The organism is Streptosporangium sp. CA-115845, assembly GCF_050943795.1.
Taxonomy (GTDB): domain Bacteria; phylum Actinomycetota; class Actinomycetes; order Streptosporangiales; family Streptosporangiaceae; genus Streptosporangium.
On record NZ_CP191988.1, the window covers coordinates 775,506 to 794,846 of the forward strand.

Annotated in this window: 18 protein-coding genes; 12 read left to right on the plus strand and 6 right to left on the minus strand. The window is 71.2% G+C overall.

Features of this window, described 5'->3' with window-relative positions; translation table 11 throughout:
* Positions 1-31: 31 nt before the first annotated feature.
* Positions 32-1,069: a UDP-N-acetylmuramate dehydrogenase gene (locus ACQP0P_RS05775; RefSeq protein WP_433371877.1), complete on the plus strand. Its 1,038-nt coding sequence runs from the start codon at positions 32-34 to the stop codon at positions 1,067-1,069.
* Between the two features lie 331 nt (positions 1,070-1,400).
* Complete coding sequence (locus ACQP0P_RS05780) at positions 1,401-1,970, plus strand: TMEM165/GDT1 family protein (RefSeq protein ID WP_433371880.1); 570 nt, start codon at positions 1,401-1,403, stop codon at positions 1,968-1,970.
* A 443-nt stretch (positions 1,971-2,413) separates the two neighbouring features.
* Here the strand turns inward: ACQP0P_RS05780 and ACQP0P_RS05785 are convergent, their stop codons facing one another.
* Together ACQP0P_RS05785 and ACQP0P_RS05790 are read right to left on the minus strand one after the other, a co-directional pair.
* Positions 2,414-5,269, minus strand: coding sequence for a helix-turn-helix transcriptional regulator (locus tag ACQP0P_RS05785; RefSeq protein ID WP_433371883.1), 2,856 nt, complete (start codon positions 5,267-5,269; stop codon positions 2,414-2,416).
* A gap of 125 nt (positions 5,270-5,394) precedes the next feature.
* Complete coding sequence (locus tag ACQP0P_RS05790) at positions 5,395-5,556, minus strand: hypothetical protein (protein ID WP_433371886.1); 162 nt, start codon at positions 5,554-5,556, stop codon at positions 5,395-5,397.
* 310 nt (positions 5,557-5,866) lie between these two features.
* Here ACQP0P_RS05790 and ACQP0P_RS05795 point away from each other — a divergent pair, with 310 nt between their 5' ends.
* From ACQP0P_RS05795 to ACQP0P_RS05840, 10 genes are all read left to right on the plus strand, one after another.
* Positions 5,867-6,631 (plus strand): AfsR/SARP family transcriptional regulator, encoded by a 765-nt coding sequence (locus ACQP0P_RS05795; protein WP_433371889.1) that lies wholly within the window; start codon positions 5,867-5,869, stop codon positions 6,629-6,631.
* The gene (locus ACQP0P_RS05800) at positions 6,625-7,098 is read left to right on the plus strand and encodes a S26 family signal peptidase (protein ID WP_433371892.1); all 474 of its coding nucleotides are present in this window, start codon (positions 6,625-6,627) and stop codon (positions 7,096-7,098) included. The genes ACQP0P_RS05795 and ACQP0P_RS05800 overlap by 7 nt, the downstream gene beginning before the upstream one ends.
* Positions 7,099-7,257: 159 nt before the next feature.
* Positions 7,258-7,473, plus strand: a complete 216-nt coding sequence (locus ACQP0P_RS05805; protein ID WP_433371895.1) for a hypothetical protein — start codon at positions 7,258-7,260, stop codon at positions 7,471-7,473.
* Between the two features lie 53 nt (positions 7,474-7,526).
* Complete coding sequence (locus tag ACQP0P_RS05810; RefSeq protein ID WP_433371898.1) at positions 7,527-7,769, plus strand: hypothetical protein; 243 nt, start codon at positions 7,527-7,529, stop codon at positions 7,767-7,769.
* A gap of 18 nt (positions 7,770-7,787) precedes the next feature.
* Positions 7,788-8,327, plus strand: a complete 540-nt coding sequence (locus tag ACQP0P_RS05815; protein ID WP_433371901.1) for a TlpA family protein disulfide reductase — start codon at positions 7,788-7,790, stop codon at positions 8,325-8,327.
* Between the two features lie 8 nt (positions 8,328-8,335).
* The gene (locus ACQP0P_RS05820) at positions 8,336-10,234 is read left to right on the plus strand and encodes an ABC transporter ATP-binding protein (RefSeq protein WP_433371904.1); all 1,899 of its coding nucleotides are present in this window, start codon (positions 8,336-8,338) and stop codon (positions 10,232-10,234) included.
* 122 nt (positions 10,235-10,356) lie between these two features.
* Positions 10,357-11,295 carry a deoxyribose-phosphate aldolase gene (gene deoC, locus ACQP0P_RS05825; RefSeq protein WP_433371907.1) on the plus strand — a complete coding sequence of 313 codons (939 nt, stop codon included), beginning with the start codon at positions 10,357-10,359 and terminating at the stop codon, positions 11,293-11,295.
* Positions 11,296-11,304: 9 nt separating this feature from the next.
* Complete coding sequence (locus ACQP0P_RS05830; RefSeq protein WP_433371910.1) at positions 11,305-12,732, plus strand: aldehyde dehydrogenase family protein; 1,428 nt, start codon at positions 11,305-11,307, stop codon at positions 12,730-12,732.
* Positions 12,725-12,922, plus strand: coding sequence for a hypothetical protein (locus ACQP0P_RS05835; RefSeq protein ID WP_433371912.1), 198 nt, complete (start codon positions 12,725-12,727; stop codon positions 12,920-12,922). The genes ACQP0P_RS05830 and ACQP0P_RS05835 overlap by 8 nt, the downstream gene beginning before the upstream one ends.
* On the plus strand, positions 12,915-13,883 hold the full coding sequence (locus tag ACQP0P_RS05840) for an aldehyde dehydrogenase family protein (protein ID WP_433371915.1): 969 nt from the start codon (positions 12,915-12,917) through the stop codon (positions 13,881-13,883). Before ACQP0P_RS05835 ends, ACQP0P_RS05840 begins: the two co-directional genes overlap by 8 nt.
* A 104-nt stretch (positions 13,884-13,987) precedes the next feature.
* On the opposite strand, the gene ACQP0P_RS05845 is transcribed toward ACQP0P_RS05840, so the two are convergent.
* From ACQP0P_RS05845 to hrpB, 4 genes are all read right to left on the minus strand, one after another.
* Complete coding sequence (locus ACQP0P_RS05845) at positions 13,988-15,394, minus strand: amidase (protein ID WP_433371918.1); 1,407 nt, start codon at positions 15,392-15,394, stop codon at positions 13,988-13,990.
* Between the two features lie 47 nt (positions 15,395-15,441).
* Positions 15,442-15,639, minus strand: coding sequence for a hypothetical protein (locus ACQP0P_RS05850; protein WP_030921727.1), 198 nt, complete (start codon positions 15,637-15,639; stop codon positions 15,442-15,444).
* Positions 15,632-16,483 carry an SPFH domain-containing protein gene (locus ACQP0P_RS05855; protein ID WP_433371921.1) on the minus strand — a complete coding sequence of 284 codons (852 nt, stop codon included), beginning with the start codon at positions 16,481-16,483 and terminating at the stop codon, positions 15,632-15,634. Before ACQP0P_RS05855 ends, ACQP0P_RS05850 begins: the two co-directional genes overlap by 8 nt.
* A gap of 196 nt (positions 16,484-16,679) precedes the next feature.
* A complete protein-coding gene (hrpB, locus tag ACQP0P_RS05860; protein WP_433371924.1) occupies positions 16,680-19,283 on the minus strand; it encodes an ATP-dependent helicase HrpB in 2,604 nt (867 codons plus the stop codon).
* Positions 19,284-19,341: the final 58 nt, after the last annotated feature.

The following is a 19,341-nucleotide window of genomic DNA, read 5'->3' on the forward strand; positions in this document are numbered from 1 at the left end:
TCGCGGATTTCTGCCGGGTGTGGGGAAGCGTATGACGGAGCGGGTGGCAGGGGTACGGCTGGCGCCGTACACGACGCTTGGGCTGGGCGGAGAGGCCAGGGCGTTCGTGGAGGCCGGGTCGGCCGAGGAGATCGTCGAACTGGTGGCCGAGGCCGACCGGGCGGGCGAGCCGGTGCTCGTGCTCGGCGGCGGCAGCAACCTGGTCGTCTCCGACGAGGGGTTCGACGGCCTGGTCGTGCGGGTCGCCTCCCAGGGCGTCGAGATCGACGGGGACCGGGTCACCGCGCAGGCGGGCGAGGACTGGGACTCACTGGTCGAGCGCGTGGTGGCGGAGGGCCGCTCGGGAGTGGAGTGCCTGTCCGGCATCCCCGGGCTGGTCGGGTCCACACCGATCCAGAACGTCGGCGCCTACGGGCAGGACGTCTCCCAGACGATCATCGCTGTCCGGGTCTACGACCGCCGGAGCGGCGAGGTGCGGGACCTGACCGCGCGGGAGTGCGGGTTCGCCTACCGGCACAGCGCGTTCAAGCAGGAACTCGGGCGGCACGTCGTGCTCGCGGTCACCTACCAGCTGGCCGGCGACGCGCTGTCCGGTCCGATCGCCTACCGGGAGCTCGCGGTCCGGCTGGGTGTCGCGCTGGGCGATCGGGTACCGTCGGCGCGGGCTCGCGCGGCGGTGCTGGAGTTGCGCGCGGGCAAGGGCATGGTCCTGGACGCGGCCGACCCGGACACCCGCAGCGCGGGGTCGTTCTTCACCAACCCGATCCTGACCGGCGGACAGGCCGCCGAGTTGGAGCTGCGGGTGCCGGGGTTCCCCCGCTGGGACATGCCGGACGGGGCGGTCAAGGTCCCGGCGGCATGGTTGATCGAGAACGCCGGGTTCCCGAAGGGATACCGGCGCGGTCCGGCACGCATCTCCACTAAGCACACCCTTGCAATGACAAATCCGGAAATGTCGGCCTCGACCGAGGAGCTTCTCGATCTCGCCCGCGAGGTCAGGGACGGGGTCTTCGAGAAATTCGGCGTCACCCTCGTCAACGAGCCCGTGATGGTCGGCACTCGCCTCTGAGCTCTGAGGAGCCGGCTTGCCTGGGGGCTGACCTGCGAAGGCGTCGGTCTCCGGGGCAGGGGCAGGAGCCGGGAACGAGCATCCTGCCCCGGCTGCTATGGTCTGATGGAAACACCCGAAGGGGAGTAGTCCCAATCGCGTGATCGACACACTGGCGCCCCAGGGCGCCCGGTCGCGCGGGCCTCGGATTCGGCCGTTCTCACACGGCTCCGGGGCGGACGAGACCTTCGGCCTGGCAGGCAATCATCGATGCCGCCGGGCCGAAGTCGTGCCCGAAACTCCCCGGGTGCCCCCTTCAGCCCGGCCGCACGCGCGGGAAGGGCACCCTCCATTGGAAGCGTTCTGGATCAGCCTTGTTGTGATCTTCGTCGCGGAGTTGGGCGACAAGAGCCAGCTCATGGCCATGACCTTCGCCACCCGGTTCAAGCCGTGGCCGGTCCTCGCCGGAATCACCCTGGCCACCGCGGTGGTCCACCTGGTCAGTGTCGGTGTCGGCGGGCTGGCCGGTGACCTTCTCCCCACCACGGCGATCACGATCATCGCCGGAATCGCCTTCCTCGGCTTCGCGCTGTGGACGCTGCGCGGGGACGAGCTGACGGACGAGGAGGCCCAGAAGGCGCAGCGCACCACCCGATCGGCGATCATCGCCGTGACCGTCGCCTTCTTCCTCGCCGAGCTGGGCGACAAGACCATGCTCGCCACCATCACCCTCGCCACCCAGCACGGCTGGTTCGGCACCTGGGTCGGCTCGACCGTCGGCATGGTCGCCGCCGACGCCCTGGCCATCCTGGTCGGACGGATGCTCGGCAAGCACCTGCCGGAGAAGATCATCAGGTACGGCGCCGCCGCCGCGTTCGCCGTCTTCGGCGTGATCCTGCTGCTCGAACCCCTGCTGGCCTGATCGAGGCCGTACGTGGTGGTCAGCCGATCAGGGCGTTGATGGTGCCGTGCGGCTGGGTTGGTGATCGAGGCCGTACGTGGTGGTCAGCTGATCAGGGCGTTGATGGTGTCGTGCGGCTGGGTTGGTGATCGGGGGCGGGGTGGTCAGCCGATCAGGGCGTTGATGGTGTCGTGCGGCTGGGTTGGTGATCGGGGGCGGGGTGGTCAGCCGATCAGGGCGTTGATGGTGTCGTGCGGCTGGGTTGGTGATCGGGGGCGGGGTGGTCAGCCGATCAGGGCGTTGATGGTGTCGTGCGGCTGGGTCGGTGATCGGGGGCGTGGTGGTCAGCCGATCAGGGCGTTGATGGTGTCGTGCGGCTGGGTTGGTGATCGGGGGCGGGGTGGTCAGCCGATCAGGGCGTTGATGGTGTCGTGCGGCTGGGTTGGTGATCGGGGGCGGGGTGGTCAGCCGATCAGGGCGAGGCGGTGGGCGGCGGCAGCCGCCTCGCCCCGGGTGGAGACGCTCAGCTTGCCGAGGATGTTGGAGACATGGACGCTCACGGTCTTGGCCGAGATGAACAACTCGGCGGCGATCTCGCGGTTGGACCGTCCCCGGGCGACCAGCCGGAGCACCTCCAGTTCGCGCGGGGTCAGCAACTGCTCCTCGCTCCCCGTCCGGTCGGTGAGGGAGATCCCCACCCGGCGGGCGAGCGCGGAGATCTCGCCTGCCAGCGGCCGGGCGGAGATCGCCACGGCGATCGGATGGGCGGTGCGCAGCCGGTCGGCGGCACCGTCGCGATCGCCTGCACCGGCCGCCGCCCGTCCGGCGTGCAGCAGTGACCTCGCCTGCGGAAGAGGACGGCCCAGCCGTCCCCAGGCCGCGGCCGCGGCGTCGTGGTCGCGGGCGATACCGAGCCGGTAGGCCTCGGAGACGGGGCTGTCCACGGTCATCGCGGCCGCCGCCTCCTCGACGCGGGCGCGCAGCGCCGCCACCCGTTCGGGGGCGAACGCCCCGATCGTCTCGCAGACCCCTCCGAGCAGGTCGAGCATCCGCCAGCCCAGCATGGGATTCATGATCCGTGCCTCCCGGGCTACCCGCTCGGCGACCTCCAGTGCGGCCAGCGGCTCCCCGTCGAGCATGTGCAGGCCGATCAGGAGCCGGGAGTTGGCGCTCAGTTCCTGGGTGAACTCCTCCGAGGCGACGCCGAAGGCGCCCACCTCGTTCAGGACGGCTCTGAGCACGTCCGTCTCGCCCCGGGCGAGCGCCACGTCGGCGCGGATCCGCCGCAGATGGTGGCGGGTACGCAGGATGGGGTCCATGCCCAGGGCCTGCTCGGCCAGCTGGGCCGCCTCCTCGAACCTGCCCAGCGCGTCCAGAGCCTCGGCCCGGTTGTTGGCGATGAACGTGCCCTGGACCCGGTAGAGACCGTACTTCCTGGCCAGTCGTTCCCCTTCGAGCGCCAGCTCGATCGCCTCGGCGGAGCGGCCCATGCTGTTCAGCGCGTCCACGTTGTTGGCGAGGGCGCGCAGCACGCTGCCGCCGGAGCCGACGCGCCTGCCGATCGCCTGCGCTCTCGCGTTGAGCCGGGCCACGGCGTCGACGCGTCCCGCGATCGAGTCGCCCAGCGCGAGGTTGAGCAGCAGCTCGGCCTCCAGGGGCTCCTCGCCGTACTCACGCACGATCCGCAGCGCCTCCTCGGTGAGCGCCGTACCCTCGTCCAGCTCGCCGCTGAACATCAGGTACGCACCCAGCTTGGACAGCACCTCGGCGCGGTCCAGCCCCGGTTCGGGGACCAGTCGCTCGGCGTAGCGGAGATCGTCGAGCACCCCCGGCTTCCGTTTGGCCTTCTTGAACTGCGACCTCCGTACCAGCAGGTCCGCCACCCGCGCGGGCTCGGTCCGCTCGTCGAGCTCGTCCAGTGCGGCCTTGACGAACTTGCTGCCCCTGTCGACCTCCCCGCACGCGCTCGCGGCCTCCGAGGCGCGCTCCAGGACCGTGGTGTGGTCGACACCGATGCGTTCGGCGGCGTCGGGGACCTTGCTCCACAGTGTGAGCACCCGCTCAAGCAGCTGCATCATCTCGTTGTAGGCGAAGGTCTTCGCGGCCTTGCTCGCCGCCTCCCAGGCGGAGATGAGGGCCCAGAGGTCGTTTCTGGCGGCGTGCCAGTGGTGGGCGATCTCGATGGCGGCCCGGCCGGGCGGGACGAGCGCGCGGTCGTTGCCGATCTCCTCGGCGAAGCGGGCGTGCAGCCGTACGTGCTCACCCGGCAGGAGCTCGTCGTGCACGGCCTCGCGGATCAGCGCGTGCCGGAAGACATAGGCGTGGCCGTCGGCGACCTGCAGTACGTTGGCCGCGATCGCGGTACGCAGCGCGTCGTCGAGGTCGACGTCGGACAGGCCGCCGACCGCGGCGAGCAGGGCGTGGCCCACCCGGATGCCGCCGGCCGCGGCGATGCGCAGCACTCGCTGGGTCTCCTCGGGGAGCCGCTCGACGGAGCCGATGATCAGGTCGTGCAGGGAGTCGGGGAAGGTGCAGTCGCCGCCGCACTCCATCAGCGCCTCGACGAAGAGCGGGATGCCCTCGCTGCGCCGGAAAACCCTGTTCACCTGGGCGGGCTCGGGTGCGGTGCCGAGGATGCCGGCCATCTGGTCCGCCACCTCCGGCAGGGTGAGCCGGGGCAGGTCCATCCGGAGGACCCCGTCCAGCCGGCCGAGCTCGGCGAGCACCGGTCTGAGCGGATGCTGGCGGTGGAGCTCGTCGGAGCGGTAGGTGAGGACCATCAGCACGGGTGCGGCGCGCAGGTTCCGGCTGAGGAAGGCGATCAGGTCGCGGCTGGAGCTGTCGGCCCAGTGGACGTCCTCGATGAGGAGGATCACCGGCCGGCTCTCGGCGAGCCGTTCCAGCAGGGTGAGAACCTGCTCGAAGAGCCGAGCCCGGGCGGTGTCGCTCTCCGTGTCGCCGCTCGGCTCACCGAACTCGGGCAGTAGCCGGGCCAGGTCGCGTGCCCCTCCCTCGGGGAGCAGCGCCGCGACCTCCTCGGCACCGCACTCGCGGACGAGCTGGCGGATCGCCGCGGTGAACGGCGCGTAGGCGAAGCCCTCGGTCGACAGCTCCACGCAGCCCCCGTTAAGCACGTGGGCGCTGTCGGCCGAGGCCCGTTCCGCGAAACACCCGATCAGCCGTGACTTGCCGACGCCGGCCTCGCCGCCGAGCAGCACCGTCGTCGCCGCGTTCTTCCGTGTCTGTTCGAATGCCTCGGTCAGATCCGCAAGTTCCGCCTCCCGTCCTACGAAGACGGGGCTTACCGCCCGACCCACCATGTCTGCCAGCATGTCATGCCTTACCGGTAGCACTCTCCCTATTTTTCGTGCGGTGAAATCGATCTCCTACGGCGGCAGAGAGGCCCGGCCGGACGCAAGGAGGCGGCCGGGCTCTCGGGATGTGGTCATGCCGAAATGATCTTGCTGAGGAGGCCCCTGCGGCGCTTGCCACCCGAGCGGGCCTTCCTGGTCTGCTGAGCCTCGCGGGCGAGGCGGTGGCTGTCGGCCTGCTCGCGGAGCTCGGCGGTCTTCTGGGTGATCATCTGGAGCTGAAGCTCGGGACCCATGGGGGTTCCTTCCTGGTGTGGCGCTTTCCTTACACACTCAAGATTCGTCCTAAGGCCCCCGGTCCCACATCGGGAGGATGCCCTATCTCCCGGCCGCTCCGAGCCTCGGCGCCGTCTAGTGATGCTTAGCCCGCGCTGGGACGCCACAGAACGTATCGGTTGCATGACATTAGGGCGGAGATTACATTTCCACTTGCGTTTCACTGGTGATCCGGAGGGGCCATAATGCATAATCCCGGATTAGCGGGTTATGTCAGGGAAACTGACCCTTTTTTATAATTTCAAATACGCGAGCTCCTGCGGGGTGCAGATGGAGTTTCGACTGCTGGGGCCGCCGGAGGTCCGCGGCGTGGCCGGCCGTGAATGGTTTCGGGGGCACCGCCAGCGCGCGGTGTTCGCAACTCTGGCACTGAGCGCCAACCGGGTCGTGGTGGTCGACCGGTTGGTCGACGTCGTATGGAGTGACCGTCCGCCACCGACCGCGCAGGCACAGATCCAGAAAACGGTGTCGGCGTTGCGTCAACTGCTGGACAGTCCGGCGGCCGGGGGCGAGCGGATCAACACGGTGTCCTCGGGGTACATGCTGTACGCCGAGCCGGGAGAGATCGACGTCGGGCTCTTCGAGCAGGGGGTCCAGCAAGCCTCGTCCGCCGTCGCGGCGGGCAACCTGCTCGAGGCCACCACCTGTTTTCGCGGCGCTCTGGCCCGCTGGTTCGGCCGGGCGATCGACGGCGTCCCCGGGCTCGTCGCGGAAGCCACCCATCTGGAGGAGCAACGACTGGTCGCGCTGGAGAAGTGCGCGCATATCGAACTGATGCTCGGCAGGCACGCGGAGGTCGCGACCGAACTGGAGCGACTGGTCACCGCTCATCCGCTGCGCGAACGGCTACGCGTGTTGCAGATGATCGCCCTGTACGGTTGCGGCCGCCGGGCGGAGGCGCTGCAGGTGTTCCACAACGCCCGCCTTCTGCTGAAGGAGGATCTTGGTATCGACCCGGGTCCGCAACTGCGTGACGTCGAGCACGCCATCCTGACCGAGGTGCCGGTGGCCCAGGTGCTGCCCGCGCCATGCTGAACCGTCTGGCGGGTGCGGCCGTCGCGGTCACCGCGGTCGCGGGTCTGGTGGCCGCACGGCGCCGGTATCTCATCGTCACGGTCAACGGTGCCAGCATGCACCCGACCTTCCTCGACGGCGACCGGGTTCTGGTGCGCACGGGGGGCGCCCGGACGCCGCGCAGGGGTGATGTGGTGGTCCTGTGGACGCCGCCGTCCGAGGCGGGCTGGGACGCGCCGCCGCCGAGCGCGGGTCCCGTGCGAAACAGCCGGAGCATCAAGCGGGTGGTCGCGGTACCCGGTGATCCTCTGCCACGGGCCGCCGAGGAGGCATGTGGCCGACCGGCGGGAACTCCGGTCCCGACCGGCCGCCTTGTGGTCTTCGGGGACGCGCGGCACAGTTACGACTCCAGATCCTGGGGTTTCCTGCCGGTCGAGCGCCTGGTCGGCGTCGTGGTACGGCGTCTCCCCTCGCACCGCCGACGGTGACGCCGGTAGTGATCCGGTAGTGACCCGGTAGCGATCCGGTAGAGGCGCTTGGGACGCTCGCGGGGAACCGTGGTCTGCGGATCATTGAGGGTGATGGCTGCCACGGGTCCCGCGCTCGTTCGATCGGGCGGGCGAGTTGGTCGATCCGTTAGGAGAACCATGATCGGGAAGATGAACTCCCTGGGCGACAGGCTGCTCGGGCTGCTGCTGCCGAGCACCAGCGCTGCCGCGGCCTCGCTGTGCTCAGGCAGGTACATCGGCTACTGGAGCGGTTGCGAACACTACTGCTACCGCTACGGCGACCGTACGGCGCAGTACAAGTGGTGCAGCAGGGCGACGGGATGCCAGATCGAGTGCTACGACTGCTGTAACTGATCTCCACGGTCATCCGGCGGGAACGAGATGGAGTACGTGGCACTGGCCGGGCGGTGCCGGTCTCCTGCGCTTGCTTCGGCTGGTCCGACGCGCCGGTCAGCCGCGCGCACCTGGTGCGCAACGCGGTACTGATGACCGTCGCGGTGGCCGGTGCCGTCGCCCACATCGGCGCCGGCGCCGACCTGCTTCCAGGCGGGGCGGTGATCGCCGTGGCCGCCGCGGCGGTGATCGTCGTCGGGATCCTGTTCACCGACGACCTCGCGTCACTGTTCGCACCGGCCTCTGGGCCGGCTTGATCCTGAAAGGAATCCAGAGTGCCGTTTCTGATCGCGGGGATGGTGTTCGTCGGGCTGCTGTGCGCCGTCGATCTGCTGCTCACGATGGCGGTGATCCGCCGGTTGCGAGAGCACACCGAACAGTTCGCGGCGCTACAGAACGGCGATCCGGCCCAGTCGCTGCTGCGGGAGGGGACGCCGCTTCCGGCATTCGACGCCGAGTCGGTCGACGGTGAGACGGTCAACAGCCAGGCGGCTCCCCCAGAGGTCCTGGCCCTGCTCTCCACCGAATGCGTGGTCTGTCTGGAGGAAATGCCGAGGTTCCTCCGATTCCTCGGCGACCGGGGCGTCGACCGTTCCGCCGCGGTTGTGGTGATCATGGGGGGCGACACCCCCAAGGCCGAGAAACTCGTCGAGGGGCTGCGCCCGGTCGCACAGGTGGTCCGCCAGCCATGGGGCGGTCCGATCGAAAAGGCGTTCCAGGCGAGGCTCTTCCCCAACTTCTACCTTGCCTCCGACGGAGTCGTGCGGGTCACCTCCATCTCCGTGGCGAACCTGGACCGGCCGGTTCCGGCGTGATCCGTCGCGTGCGAAACCGCGTGCGAAACCAGGCGAACGGTTCGGCTCCGGACAAGCCGAACAGGATTTACAGCGCGGCGGCAGGGACGCTCTGGGAGCGGGCCGTCGCCGCGTGGGCGCTGGTCTGGAGATCCGGACCGAAGGTGCTGTTCGGCTCCGTCGCGATGGCGGTGCTGTCGGGTACCTGGCCCGTCGCGGGCGCCTGGCTCACCAAGCTGCTCCTCGACGAACTGAGCGGCCCGCGGCATGACCAGGCGCTGCTGGTCGCCCTGGCGGCCGGGCTGGCCGTCACCGGTCTGCTGACCGCCACTCTTCCCCATCTCGGCCGCTATCTCGACGCCCAGTTGCGCCGCCGGGTCGATCTGCTCGCCCGCGACGAGCTGTTCGCCGCGGTGAACCGCTTCACCGGACTGATCCGCTTCGAGACCCCGTTTTTCCATGATCGACTGAGGTTGGCCGAACAGGCCGGGCAGACGGCGGCCATTCAGATCGTCTTGCCGGCGATCTCCCTGCTGCGGGTGGTCATCACGGTCGTCGGCTTCGTCGTCACGCTGACCCTGCTGAGTCCGGTTATGACCGTCGTGGTGCTGCTCACCGCGGTACCGACGGTTCTCGCCGAACTGTTCCTGAGCCGGCTCAGGGCCGGCACGCTGTGGCGGATCAGCCCGCTCGGCCGCCGGACCGTCTTCTACGGCCGGTTGCTCACCAGCCTCGACTCCGCCAAGGAGGTCCGCCTGTTCGGGCTCGGCGACTTCCTCCGGCGGCGGCTGATGACCGATGTGCGAGCGGCCCAGGAGAGCGAACGCGCCGTCGACGTGCGAGAGTTGAAGGTCCAGACGTGGCTCAGCGCGCTCAGCGCGGTGACCGCGGGCGCCGGGCTGATCTGGGTGGTGGCGGGTACGGCCGGCGGCCTGCTGTCGATCGGCGACGTGGCCGTGTTCATCGCCGCCGTGGCCGGAGTGCAGTTCGGTCTCGCGGAATTCGTCGGATCCCTCGGCGGGATATACGAGGCCCTGCTGATGTTCGGCCACTACCGCGAGGTGGTGCGGGCCGAACCTGATCTTCCGATCCCCGAGAAGCCCTCGCAGGCCGTGCCGCTGAGGCGCGGAATCGAGTTGCGGAACGTGTGGTTCCGCTATGACGACTCGCACCCGTGGGTGCTGCGGGGAGTCGATCTCTTCCTGCCCCACGGCACCGCGCTGGCCCTGGTCGGCCTCAACGGGTCCGGCAAGTCGACACTGGTCAAGCTGCTTTGTCGGTTCTACGACCCGCAGCGGGGCGCGGTGCTCTGGGACGGGGTGGACATCCGTGAGATCGCCCCGGCGGAGCTGCGGGAGCGGATGGCGGCCGTCTTCCAGGACTGCGTCGCCTACGACTTCACCGCCGCGGAGAACATCGGCGTCGGTGACGTCTCCGCCATGTCCGATCGGGAGCGGATCCGTACCGCCGCCACCCTGTCCGGGATCGACGAGGCGCTCGAAAGCCTCCCGCGCGGCTACGACACGATGCTGAGCCGCACCTTCTTCGGTTCGAGCGAGGATGACCCGGAGACGGGCGTCCTGCTCTCCGGCGGGCAGTGGCAGCGGATCGCGCTCGCCCGTGCCTACCTGAGAGAAGATCGCGATCTGGTCATCCTCGACGAGCCGAGCACGGGGCTGGACGCGGAGGCCGAGCACGACCTGCACACCGATCTGCGTCGGCACAGGTCCGGGCGGACCAGCCTGCTGATCTCCCATCGGCTCAGTGCCGTGCGTGAGGCGGATCTCATCGTGGTCCTCGCCGACGGGCGCATCGTGGAGCGGGGTACGCATACCGAGCTGATGGCTGGCGAGGGGGAGTACGCCCGGCTGTTCGCCCTGCAGGCGGACGGGTACCGCCCTGAGGCGCACGCGCCGCGTCGGCCCTGAACGCCATCTCCCTGGGCGAACCGGTCACGCTGGGCGGATGTTCACGAAAACCGGTGAGAGGGTTGTGCAAGGTCCAGTTTGGAAGTAATCACACCAGTGGGCATGCTGGAGAGGTGTCAACTATGACTACCTCGCTCGCGGACGTGGCCACGTCCAACGCCACGCTGCGAACCTTCCTGCACGGCCTGCCCGGTGTCGATCGCGTGGGCGCCGACCAGCGCGCCGCGATGCTCGGCACCCGATCCATCAAGACGACCGCCAAGGCCCAGGCCATCGATCTCGCCATCGGCATGGTGGACCTGACGACCCTGGAGGGAGCCGACACCCCGGGTAAGGTCCGCGCGATGTGCGCCAAGGCCCTCCACCCCGACCCGGCCGACCCCTCGGTACCCAGGGTGGCCGCGGTGTGCGTCTATCCCGACCTGGTCGCCGAGGCCGCGACGGCGCTGAGGGGCACCGGTGTCAAGGTGGCCAGCGTCGCGACCGCCTTCCCCAGCGGACGCTCCTCGCTCGACGTCAAGGTCGCCGACACCGGCTTCGCGGTGGCGGCCGGAGCCGACGAGATCGACATGGTCATCGACAGGGGCGCGTTCCTCGCGGGTGACTACGTCAAGGTCTTCGAGGAGATCGTCGCGATCAAGGCCGCCTGCGGCTCCGCTCACCTGAAGGTGATCCTGGAGACCGGCGAGCTGTCCACGTACGACAACGTGCGCCGCGCGTCCTGGCTGGCCATGCTGGCCGGGGGCGACTTCATCAAGACCTCCACCGGAAAGGTGCAGCCCGCCGCGACCCTTCCGGTGACGCTGATCATGCTGGAGGCGGTCCGTGACTTCCTGGCCGTGACCGGCCGGAAGGTCGGGGTGAAGCCCGCGGGCGGTATCCGGACCACCAAGGACGCGGTCAAGATGCTCGTCCTGGTCAACGAGACCGTCGGCGAGGGCTGGCTCAGCCCCGACTGGTTCCGGCTCGGCGCCTCCACACTTCTCAACGATCTGCTGATGCAGCGCCAGAAGATGGCCACCGGCAGGTACGCGGGTCCCGACTACTTCACCCTCGACTAAGGCGTTCACATGTTTGAGTACGCACCGGCGCCCGAGTCGCGTGACGTCGTCGACATCAGGCCGTCCTACGGCCTGTTCATCGACGGTGAGTGGGTCGACTCCCAGGGCGGGGGTCTTCACAAGACCGTCAACCCCGCGTCCGAGGAGGTCCTGGCGGAGGTCGCCTGGGCGACGGAGGCCGATGTCGACCGGGCGGTCTCGGCCGCCCGCAAGGCGTTCGGCGTCTGGTCGGCGCTGCCCGGCTCGGAAAGGGCCAAGTACCTCTTCAGGATCGCGCGGATCATCCAGGAGCGCTCGCGCGAGCTGGCCGTCCTGGAGTCCCTGGACAACGGCAAGCCCATCCGCGAGTCCCGCGACGTGGACCTGCCCCTGGTGGCGGCCCACTTCTTCTACTACGCAGGCTGGGCGGACAAGCTGGGATACGCCGGGTACGGCCCCGGTCCGCGCCCGCTCGGGGTGGCCGGCCAGGTCATCCCGTGGAACTTCCCGCTGCTCATGCTCGCATGGAAGATCGCCCCCGCCCTGGCCTGCGGTAACACCGTGGTCCTCAAGCCCGCCGAGACCACCCCGCTGACCGCGCTGCTGTTCGCGGAGATCTGCGCGCAGGCCGACCTGCCGCCCGGCGTGGTCAACATCGTGACCGGTGCCGGACAGACCGGCGCGGCCCTGGTCGGCCACCCCGACGTCGACAAGGTGGCTTTCACCGGCTCCACCGAGGTCGGCCGCCAGATCGCCAGGTCGGTCGCGGGCTCCGGCAAGAAGGTCACCCTGGAGCTCGGTGGCAAGGCCGCGAACATCGTGTTCGAGGACGCCGCGCTGGACCAGGCGGTCGAGGGCATCGTCAACGGGATCTTCTTCAACCAGGGCCACGTCTGCTGTGCGGGCTCCCGGCTGCTGGTGCAGGAGTCGATCGAGACGGAACTGCTCGACGCGCTGAAGCGGCGGCTCGGCACGCTCAGGCTGGGCGACCCGCTGGACAAGAACACCGACATCGGCGCGATCAACTCCGCGGCCCAGCTCGCCAGGATCCGCGAGCTGTCGGACCTGGGGGAGGCGGAGGGCGCCGAGCGCTGGTCTCCGGCCTGCTCGCTGCCCGACAAGGGGTTCTGGTTCCCGCCGACCATCTTCACCGGTGTCGCCCAGTCACACCGGATCGCCCGCGAGGAGGTCTTCGGCCCCGTGCTGTCCGTGCTGACCTTCCGCACCCCGGCCGAGGCGGTGGAGAAGGCGAACAACACCCCGTTCGGCCTCTCGGCGGGCGTGTGGACGGAGAAGGGTTCGCGCATCCTGTGGATGGCGAGCAGACTCCGCGCCGGCGTCGTCTGGGCCAACACCTTCAACCGGTTCGACCCCACCTCGCCGTTCGGCGGCTACAAGGAGTCGGGATACGGGCGAGAGGGCGGACGGCACGGGCTGGAGGCGTACCTCGATGTGTGAGCATCAGCGCCTCAGGCGCCGTCGCCGCCGCGACCAGAGCACCCGGGGTCACGGCTTCGCCCGCGCCGGGCGGCCGGTGCTGCGTGGCTGGTTCGCCCACCGGTGCGGCGTGAGCCGCTGCGGTCAGGTCTTCGTGCCGGCCCGGCTGGCGCAGCAGGAGAGCTCGTGGAGAGGGCTGGGAAATGAGTAAGGCGGAGAAGCCGGGCCGGGCGCGGGCGACCAAGCAGGCCCCGGAGCAGGCCACTGAGCAGGCCCCGGAGCAGGCCCCGGAGCAGGCCACTGACCTCGGGGACGGACGCCGGCCCGCACGGCTCGCCGTGCGCAAGACGTACAAGCTGTACATCGGCGGGGCGTTCCCGCGCTCCGAGAGCGGAAGGTCCTACCCGGTGACCTCCTCCAGCGGCGACTTCCTCGCCAACGCCGCCAAGGCCTCCCGCAAGGACGCCCGCGACGCGGTGACGGCCGCGCGCAAGGCCTTCGGCGGCTGGTCGGGGGCCACCGCGTACAACCGGGGACAGGTCCTCTACCGCGTCGCCGAGATGCTGGAGAGTCGCCGGGCCCAGTTCATCGCCGAGCTGGCCGAGTCCGGGACGAAGAACGCGCGGGAGGTCGTGGACGCGAGCGTCGACCGGCTGGTCTGGTACGCCGGATGGTCGGACAAGATCGCCGCGGTCGCCGGGTCCGCCAACCCCGTCGCCGGTCCCTACTTCAACATCTCCTCGCCGGAGCCGACCGGCGTGGTCGCGGTGGTCGCCCCCGACAAGCCGCTGCTCGGGCTCGTCTCGGTGATCGCCCCGGTGATCGTCACGGGCAACACCTGCGTGGTGATCGCGAGCGAGCGCGCCCCGCTGCCCGCGATCACCCTGGCCGAGGTGCTCGCCACCTCGGACCTGCCCGGTGGGGTGGTCAACATCCTCACCGGCTCCGTCGCCGAGATCGCCCCCCATCTGGCCGCGCACATGGACGTCAACGCCCTCGACCTGGCCGGGGTCACCGACCGGGCCGTGGCGGTCGCGTGCGAGCAGGCGGCGGCGGAGAACCTCAAGCGGGTCCTCCGTCCCGCCGAGACCGACTGGTTCGCAGACCCGGGCACCGGGCGGATGACCGCCTTCCTGGAGACCAAGACGGTCTGGCACCCCACCGGCGTCTGACCGGTACGGGGCCGCCCGCGTGGGGTCTCTCCCGCGGGCGGCCCCGGCGCCGCGCCGGCCGGTTGCCCGGCGCGCCGGTAGGCGGCGGCCAGACGGAAAGACGATCAGGCGGGCAGGGCGTGGCGGGTCCAGGGGCGGGCGGTCTCCAGCTGGCCGGCCAGGGCCAGGAGCTGCGCCTCACCCCCCGGGGCGGCGACGAGCTGGACGCCGATCGGCATGCCGCTCGAGTGCCGGCCGTACGGGACGGTCATCGCGGGCCAGCCGGCCATGTTCCAGGCCGCGGTGGCGGGCGCGTACGTCAGGTTGGCGCGGGCGTTCGCCAGGAGCCCGCGCCGGCCCCAGCGCTCGGCGGCCGGTGGCAGGGCGGCGAGCGTCGGCGTGACGAGCACGTCGGCGTTGCCGAACCACTGGTCGGCGCCGTACGCGCGCCAGCGGTCACGGCCCGCCGTGCCGTCCGCCCCGAACCTGGCGAGCAGCCGTCCGGCTCTCGCCAGGGACCTGGTGCGCCGTTCGAGGCCGCGCGGGTCGAGGCCGTCCACGTCGCCCCTGGCGCACGCGAACCAGGTGGCGACAGCGGCCGCACCGACCCCGAAGGGCATCCGCTGGGGGTGCTCCACCACGGTGTGCCCCGCCGCGCCCAGGACCTCCGCCGCACCGGTCACCGCCCGCTGGAACTCGGCGTCCACCGAGAGCCCGGAGGGCAGCGGCATCGGCGCGACCGCGATCCGCAGCCTCAGCGGTTCCGACAGGGTCAGCCCGCCCGGGTAGTCGTCGATGGCGCTGTCCACGCCGAGGGTCTCGCTCTCGCCGGGCGTCGCCAGTGACATGTCATCCGCCATGACGGCCAGGGCCAGGGCGAGATCGGCCACGGTCGTGGCCAGCGGGCCGTTCTCCGACATCCCGTACCAGTCGTGCTCGGGCGGCGGGACCACCCCGTGACCCGGCTTGATCGAGACCAGGCCGCAGCAGGCGGCCGGGATGCGCAGCGAGCCCAGCCCGTCGTTGCCGTGGGCCAGCGGGACCATGCCCGCCGCCACGGCGGCGGCGCTCCCGCCCGACGACCCGCCGGGGGTGCGCCCGAGGTCCCACGGGTTGCGCGTCACGCCGTACACGCTGTCGGAGAATCCGACCAGGCAGAGCTCCGGCACGTTGGTGATGCCGACGACCACCGCGCCCGCGGCCCTGAGCCTGGCCACCACGGGATGATCCTCGTCCGCGGGCGCGTCCGGCGTCGCCGCGGAACCGTTGCGGGAGGCCTCGCCCCTGATCGGCACATTGTCCTTGATCGCGATCGGTACCCCGGCGAGCGGCAGCCCGGACAGGTCCGCCCGCTCCTGTAGTGCCCGCGCCTCGGCCAGCGCCCGCTCGGCGAGGACCGTGCGGAACGCCCCGACGCGCCCGTCACGCTCGGCGATGGCGTCGAGGTGCTCCTCGACGACCATGGGCGCGGTGACCTTCCCCCGTCGCACGGCCTCCGCGATCTCCACTGCGGAACTTCCCACCCACGACATGAACCGAGTGTGGTCCGGCGAGTCCGCCAGGGGAAGCGTCCCATGTCTCAATCAGATGACTTGTCCGGCTCATCGGTGTTATTCCGCTCGCCCCGCCGGGGCTCGCGCCCCGCCGCCCTGAGTGCCAGGCGGAGTGCGTACTCCAACTGGGCGTTGACACTTCGCAGGTCGTCGGCCGCCCACTTGGCGATCACCTCGTAGACGGCCGGGTCGAGCCTCAGCAGGATCTTCTTGCGCTCAGCCATAGAGGCTGCCGGCGTTGACCACCGGCTGCGTCGCCTTGTCACCGCAGAGGACGACCAGCAGGTTGGAGACCATCTGCGCCTTGCGCTCCTCGTCGAGTTCCACCACCTCATCCTCCCGCAACTTGGTCAGTGCGAGCTGGACCATGCCGACCGCGCCGGCGACGATGTGGGTGCGCGCCGCGACCACCTGGGCGGCCTGCTGCCGGACCAGCATCGCCTGGGCGATCTCCGGAGCGTAGGCGAGGTGGGTGATCCGCGCCTCCAGCACCTCCACCCCGGCGAGCTGGGTGCGGTCGCTCAGCTCGGTGGTGAGCTCGGCGGCCACCTCGGCACCGTCGCGCAGGCTGGTGCGGCCCTCCTCGTGGGCGTCGTACGGGTGGCTGGTGGCCAGGTGCCTGACGGCGGCCTCGGACTGGATCGCCACGTACTGCTCGTAGTCGTCCACCGAGAACGTCGCCTTGGCGGTGTCGGCGACCTTGTAGACGACGACGGCGGCGATCTCCACGGGGTTGCCGTCGGCGTCGTTCACCTTGAGCTTGGTCGTCTCGAAGTTGCGCACCCGGAGGGTGACGCGCTCCTTGTTGGTGAACGGCAGCACCCACTGGAACCCGGCCTGGTTCACCGTCCCGATGTAGCGGCCGAAGAACTGCACGACCTTCGCCTCGTTCGGGTTGATCACCGTGAACCCGGTGGCCATGACCGTCGCGACGACCCCCCACCCGATCGCCGCGGCGATCAGCTGTGTTTCCCCCGCCGTCCAGCCGGCCCAGGCCAGGACGGCCCCGAGCACCAGGAGCCCGGCCAGGACGCCGAACCCGCTCATCCGGAAAGCACGTCGTTCCATGTACGCCACCTTTGCTATCGAAGTGATATCACTACGATAGCTCACAAAGGCCCGCCGTGCGCCGGTCGCCGGGTGAGGTGAGGTCTCCGGCCTTGCCGCCGGGAGTACCGAGCACGATTGCCCGGCCGGTATGGGAGGTGAGGTCTCCGGCTCCGCCGCCGGGAGCGCCGGGCGTGGCTCCCGGGTCAGCGCCGGGTCAGCGCCGTGGGTTGGTGCGGCGGGTGGCGGTGGCCGACATGGGGTCGTCCGGCCAGGGATGCCGGGGATAGCGGCCGCGGAGCTCGGCGCGGACCGCGCGGTAGCCCTCGCGCCAGAACGAGGCCAGGTCGGCGGTGACCGCGGCCGGACGGCCCGCGGGGGAGAGCAGGTGGATCACCAGTGGGACTCCCGCGACGCGCGGGGTCTCGGCCCAGCCGAACAGCTCCTGCAGCTTGGCCGCCAGTACCGGCTGCTCGCCCGAGTAGTCGATCCTGATCCGTGACCCGCTCGGCACCTCGACCCGTTCCGGGGCCGTCTCCGCCAGCCGGGCGTGCCACGGGACCAGGCGGTGCAGCGCGGAGACCACGTCGAGGCGCTCCAGGTCGGACCGGCGGCGGGCCCGCGACAGCTCGGGCTCCAGCCAGCGGTCGGCCGCCTCGATCAGCGCGTCGTCGTCCGTCGCGGGCCAGGGGTCGCCGAGCGTGCGCCGGCAGAAGGCCAGGCGCTCGCGCAGGGCCACGGCCTCGGGCGTCCAGCGCAGGATCGACAGGCCCTCGGCGCGCAGACCCTCCAGGACGGCGGGTCGTACGTCGGCGCCGCGGAGCGCGCTGTCGGCCAGCTCGATCGCGCCCAGCCGTTCCACCCGGCGAGCCGACACATCGCCACGCCGCTCTCCCGGCGGTACGCGCCAGATGATCTCCTCGTCGGAGCCGTACAGGGGAGCCGCGGCGAGCCTGGCGATCTCCTCGTCGATCACCACCGCCTGCCTGATCCTGGCGGACGCCACCCCGGCGGGCCGGTCCGCGACCGCGATGGCCAGCCACTCCGCCGTCCCCAGCCGCGACCCGCGTGGCAACTCGGCGGCCGTTCCCGAGGCCATCAGGTACGACCCGCCCCGCCGCCGCGCCACCCGCTCGGGGTAGGCCAGCGCCACGACGATCCCGGCCAGGGCATCGTCGTCCCAGGCCGTCTCGTCATCCTGGTGCGTCCTGCCGGCCTGGGTCTCCCGGCCGCGCCGGGGCGTGACGTCGGCGGGCAGCGGTCGTCCCCGACGCCGGTCGGGGCCGGGGACGGCGCGAGCCAGGCGTCCGGCCTCCTGACGCCACCGGGCGGAGAAGCCGTCCCCGCCCCGGCGCGCGGAGCGCCAGACCGCCACCAGGTCGTCACCCGCGTCCCTGGGTAACTGCTCCGACAGCAGCGCCACGACCTCGGCGACCCGGGACCTCGTGTTGCTCCCGGTGCCGGCCAGGGGATCGGTTCCGGCGTCGATCAGGGCCCGCGCCAGGCGCGGATGGACCCCGGCTCCGGCCATCCGCCGTCCCCGCTCGGTCACCCGGCCCATGGTGAGATCCGGTGTGCCAGGGGAGTCCAGGGCGCCCAGGGCGTGCAGGGTGCGGCGGGCGGCGTCCATCGCGGCGGCCGGGGGCGGGTCGAGCAGGGCCAGGCCGGTGGCGGCGGGGTCGCCCCAGCAGGCGGCCTGGAGGGCGAAGCCGGTCAGATCGGCGAGCGCGATCTCGGGCCGCGCGTGCTCGGGCAGCCGCTCGTGCTCGGCCCGCGACCAGCAGCGGTAGACCACGCCCGGTGCCTCGCGGCCCGCCCGCCCCGCACGCTGGGTGGCCGAGGCCCGGGACGCCCGGACCGTGGTGAGCGAGCCGAGGCCGCGGGCGTGGTCGGTACGGGGCTCCCTGGCCAGGCCGGAGTCGACCACCACCCGTACGCCGGGCACGGTCAGGCTCGACTCGGCGACCGAGGTGGCGAGAACCACCCTGCGCCCCTCGCCCGGGGAGAGAACCGCGTCCTGGACCCGGGCCGGGGCCTGGCCGTGCACCTGGAGGACGTCGACGCCGGGAAGCATCGCGGCCACCCGGCCGATCTCGCCGACGCCCGGCAGGAAGCAGAGCACGTCCCCCTCGTGCTCTGCCAGCGCACGCCGTACGACGGCTGCGACATGGGCCAGGAACGCCGGGTCCACCCGCATGCCATGGGGCGGCGCGACGTTCCCCGAGGGCGGGGCCCAGACGGGCGTGACGGGATGCGCGGTGCCGGACGCGTGCACGATCGGGGCGGGGTCGCCCGAGCCGAGGAGGCGGGCCCAGGGGGCGGCGTCGGCGGTGGCGGAGGTGGCGACGATCCGCAGGTCGGGGCGGAGCGTGGCGCGGACGTCGAGGAGGAAGGCCAGCGCGGTGTCGGCGTCCAGGTGGCGCTCGTGGCACTCGTCCAGCAGGACCGTGTCCACGCCTTCGAGGTCGGGGTCGCGCTGGAGCCGCTGGAGGAGGACCCCCGTGGTGACGACCTCGACGACCGTCCTCGCGCCGGCCCTGCGCTCGCCGCGGACGGAGAACCCGACCTCCGCGCCCACCTCAGACTCCAGCAGCCATGCCATCCGCCTGGCCGCCGCCCGTACCGCCATCCGCCTCGGCTCGGCCACGATCACCCGCTTCGGCGCCGGGCCGTCGAGGAGCCCGGCCAGCGCGAGCGGGACGAGCGTGGTCTTGCCGGTGCCCGGGGGCGCGGTGAGCACGGCGACGCCCCGCTCACCCAGCGCCGCGAGCAACTCGGGCAGGGCATGGCGGACGGGCAGGCCGGACCAGTCGGAACGCACCCGTCCAGTGTCCACGAGCCCGTCCCGCCACGAGACCCGCCCCCGGCACACGCTGTCG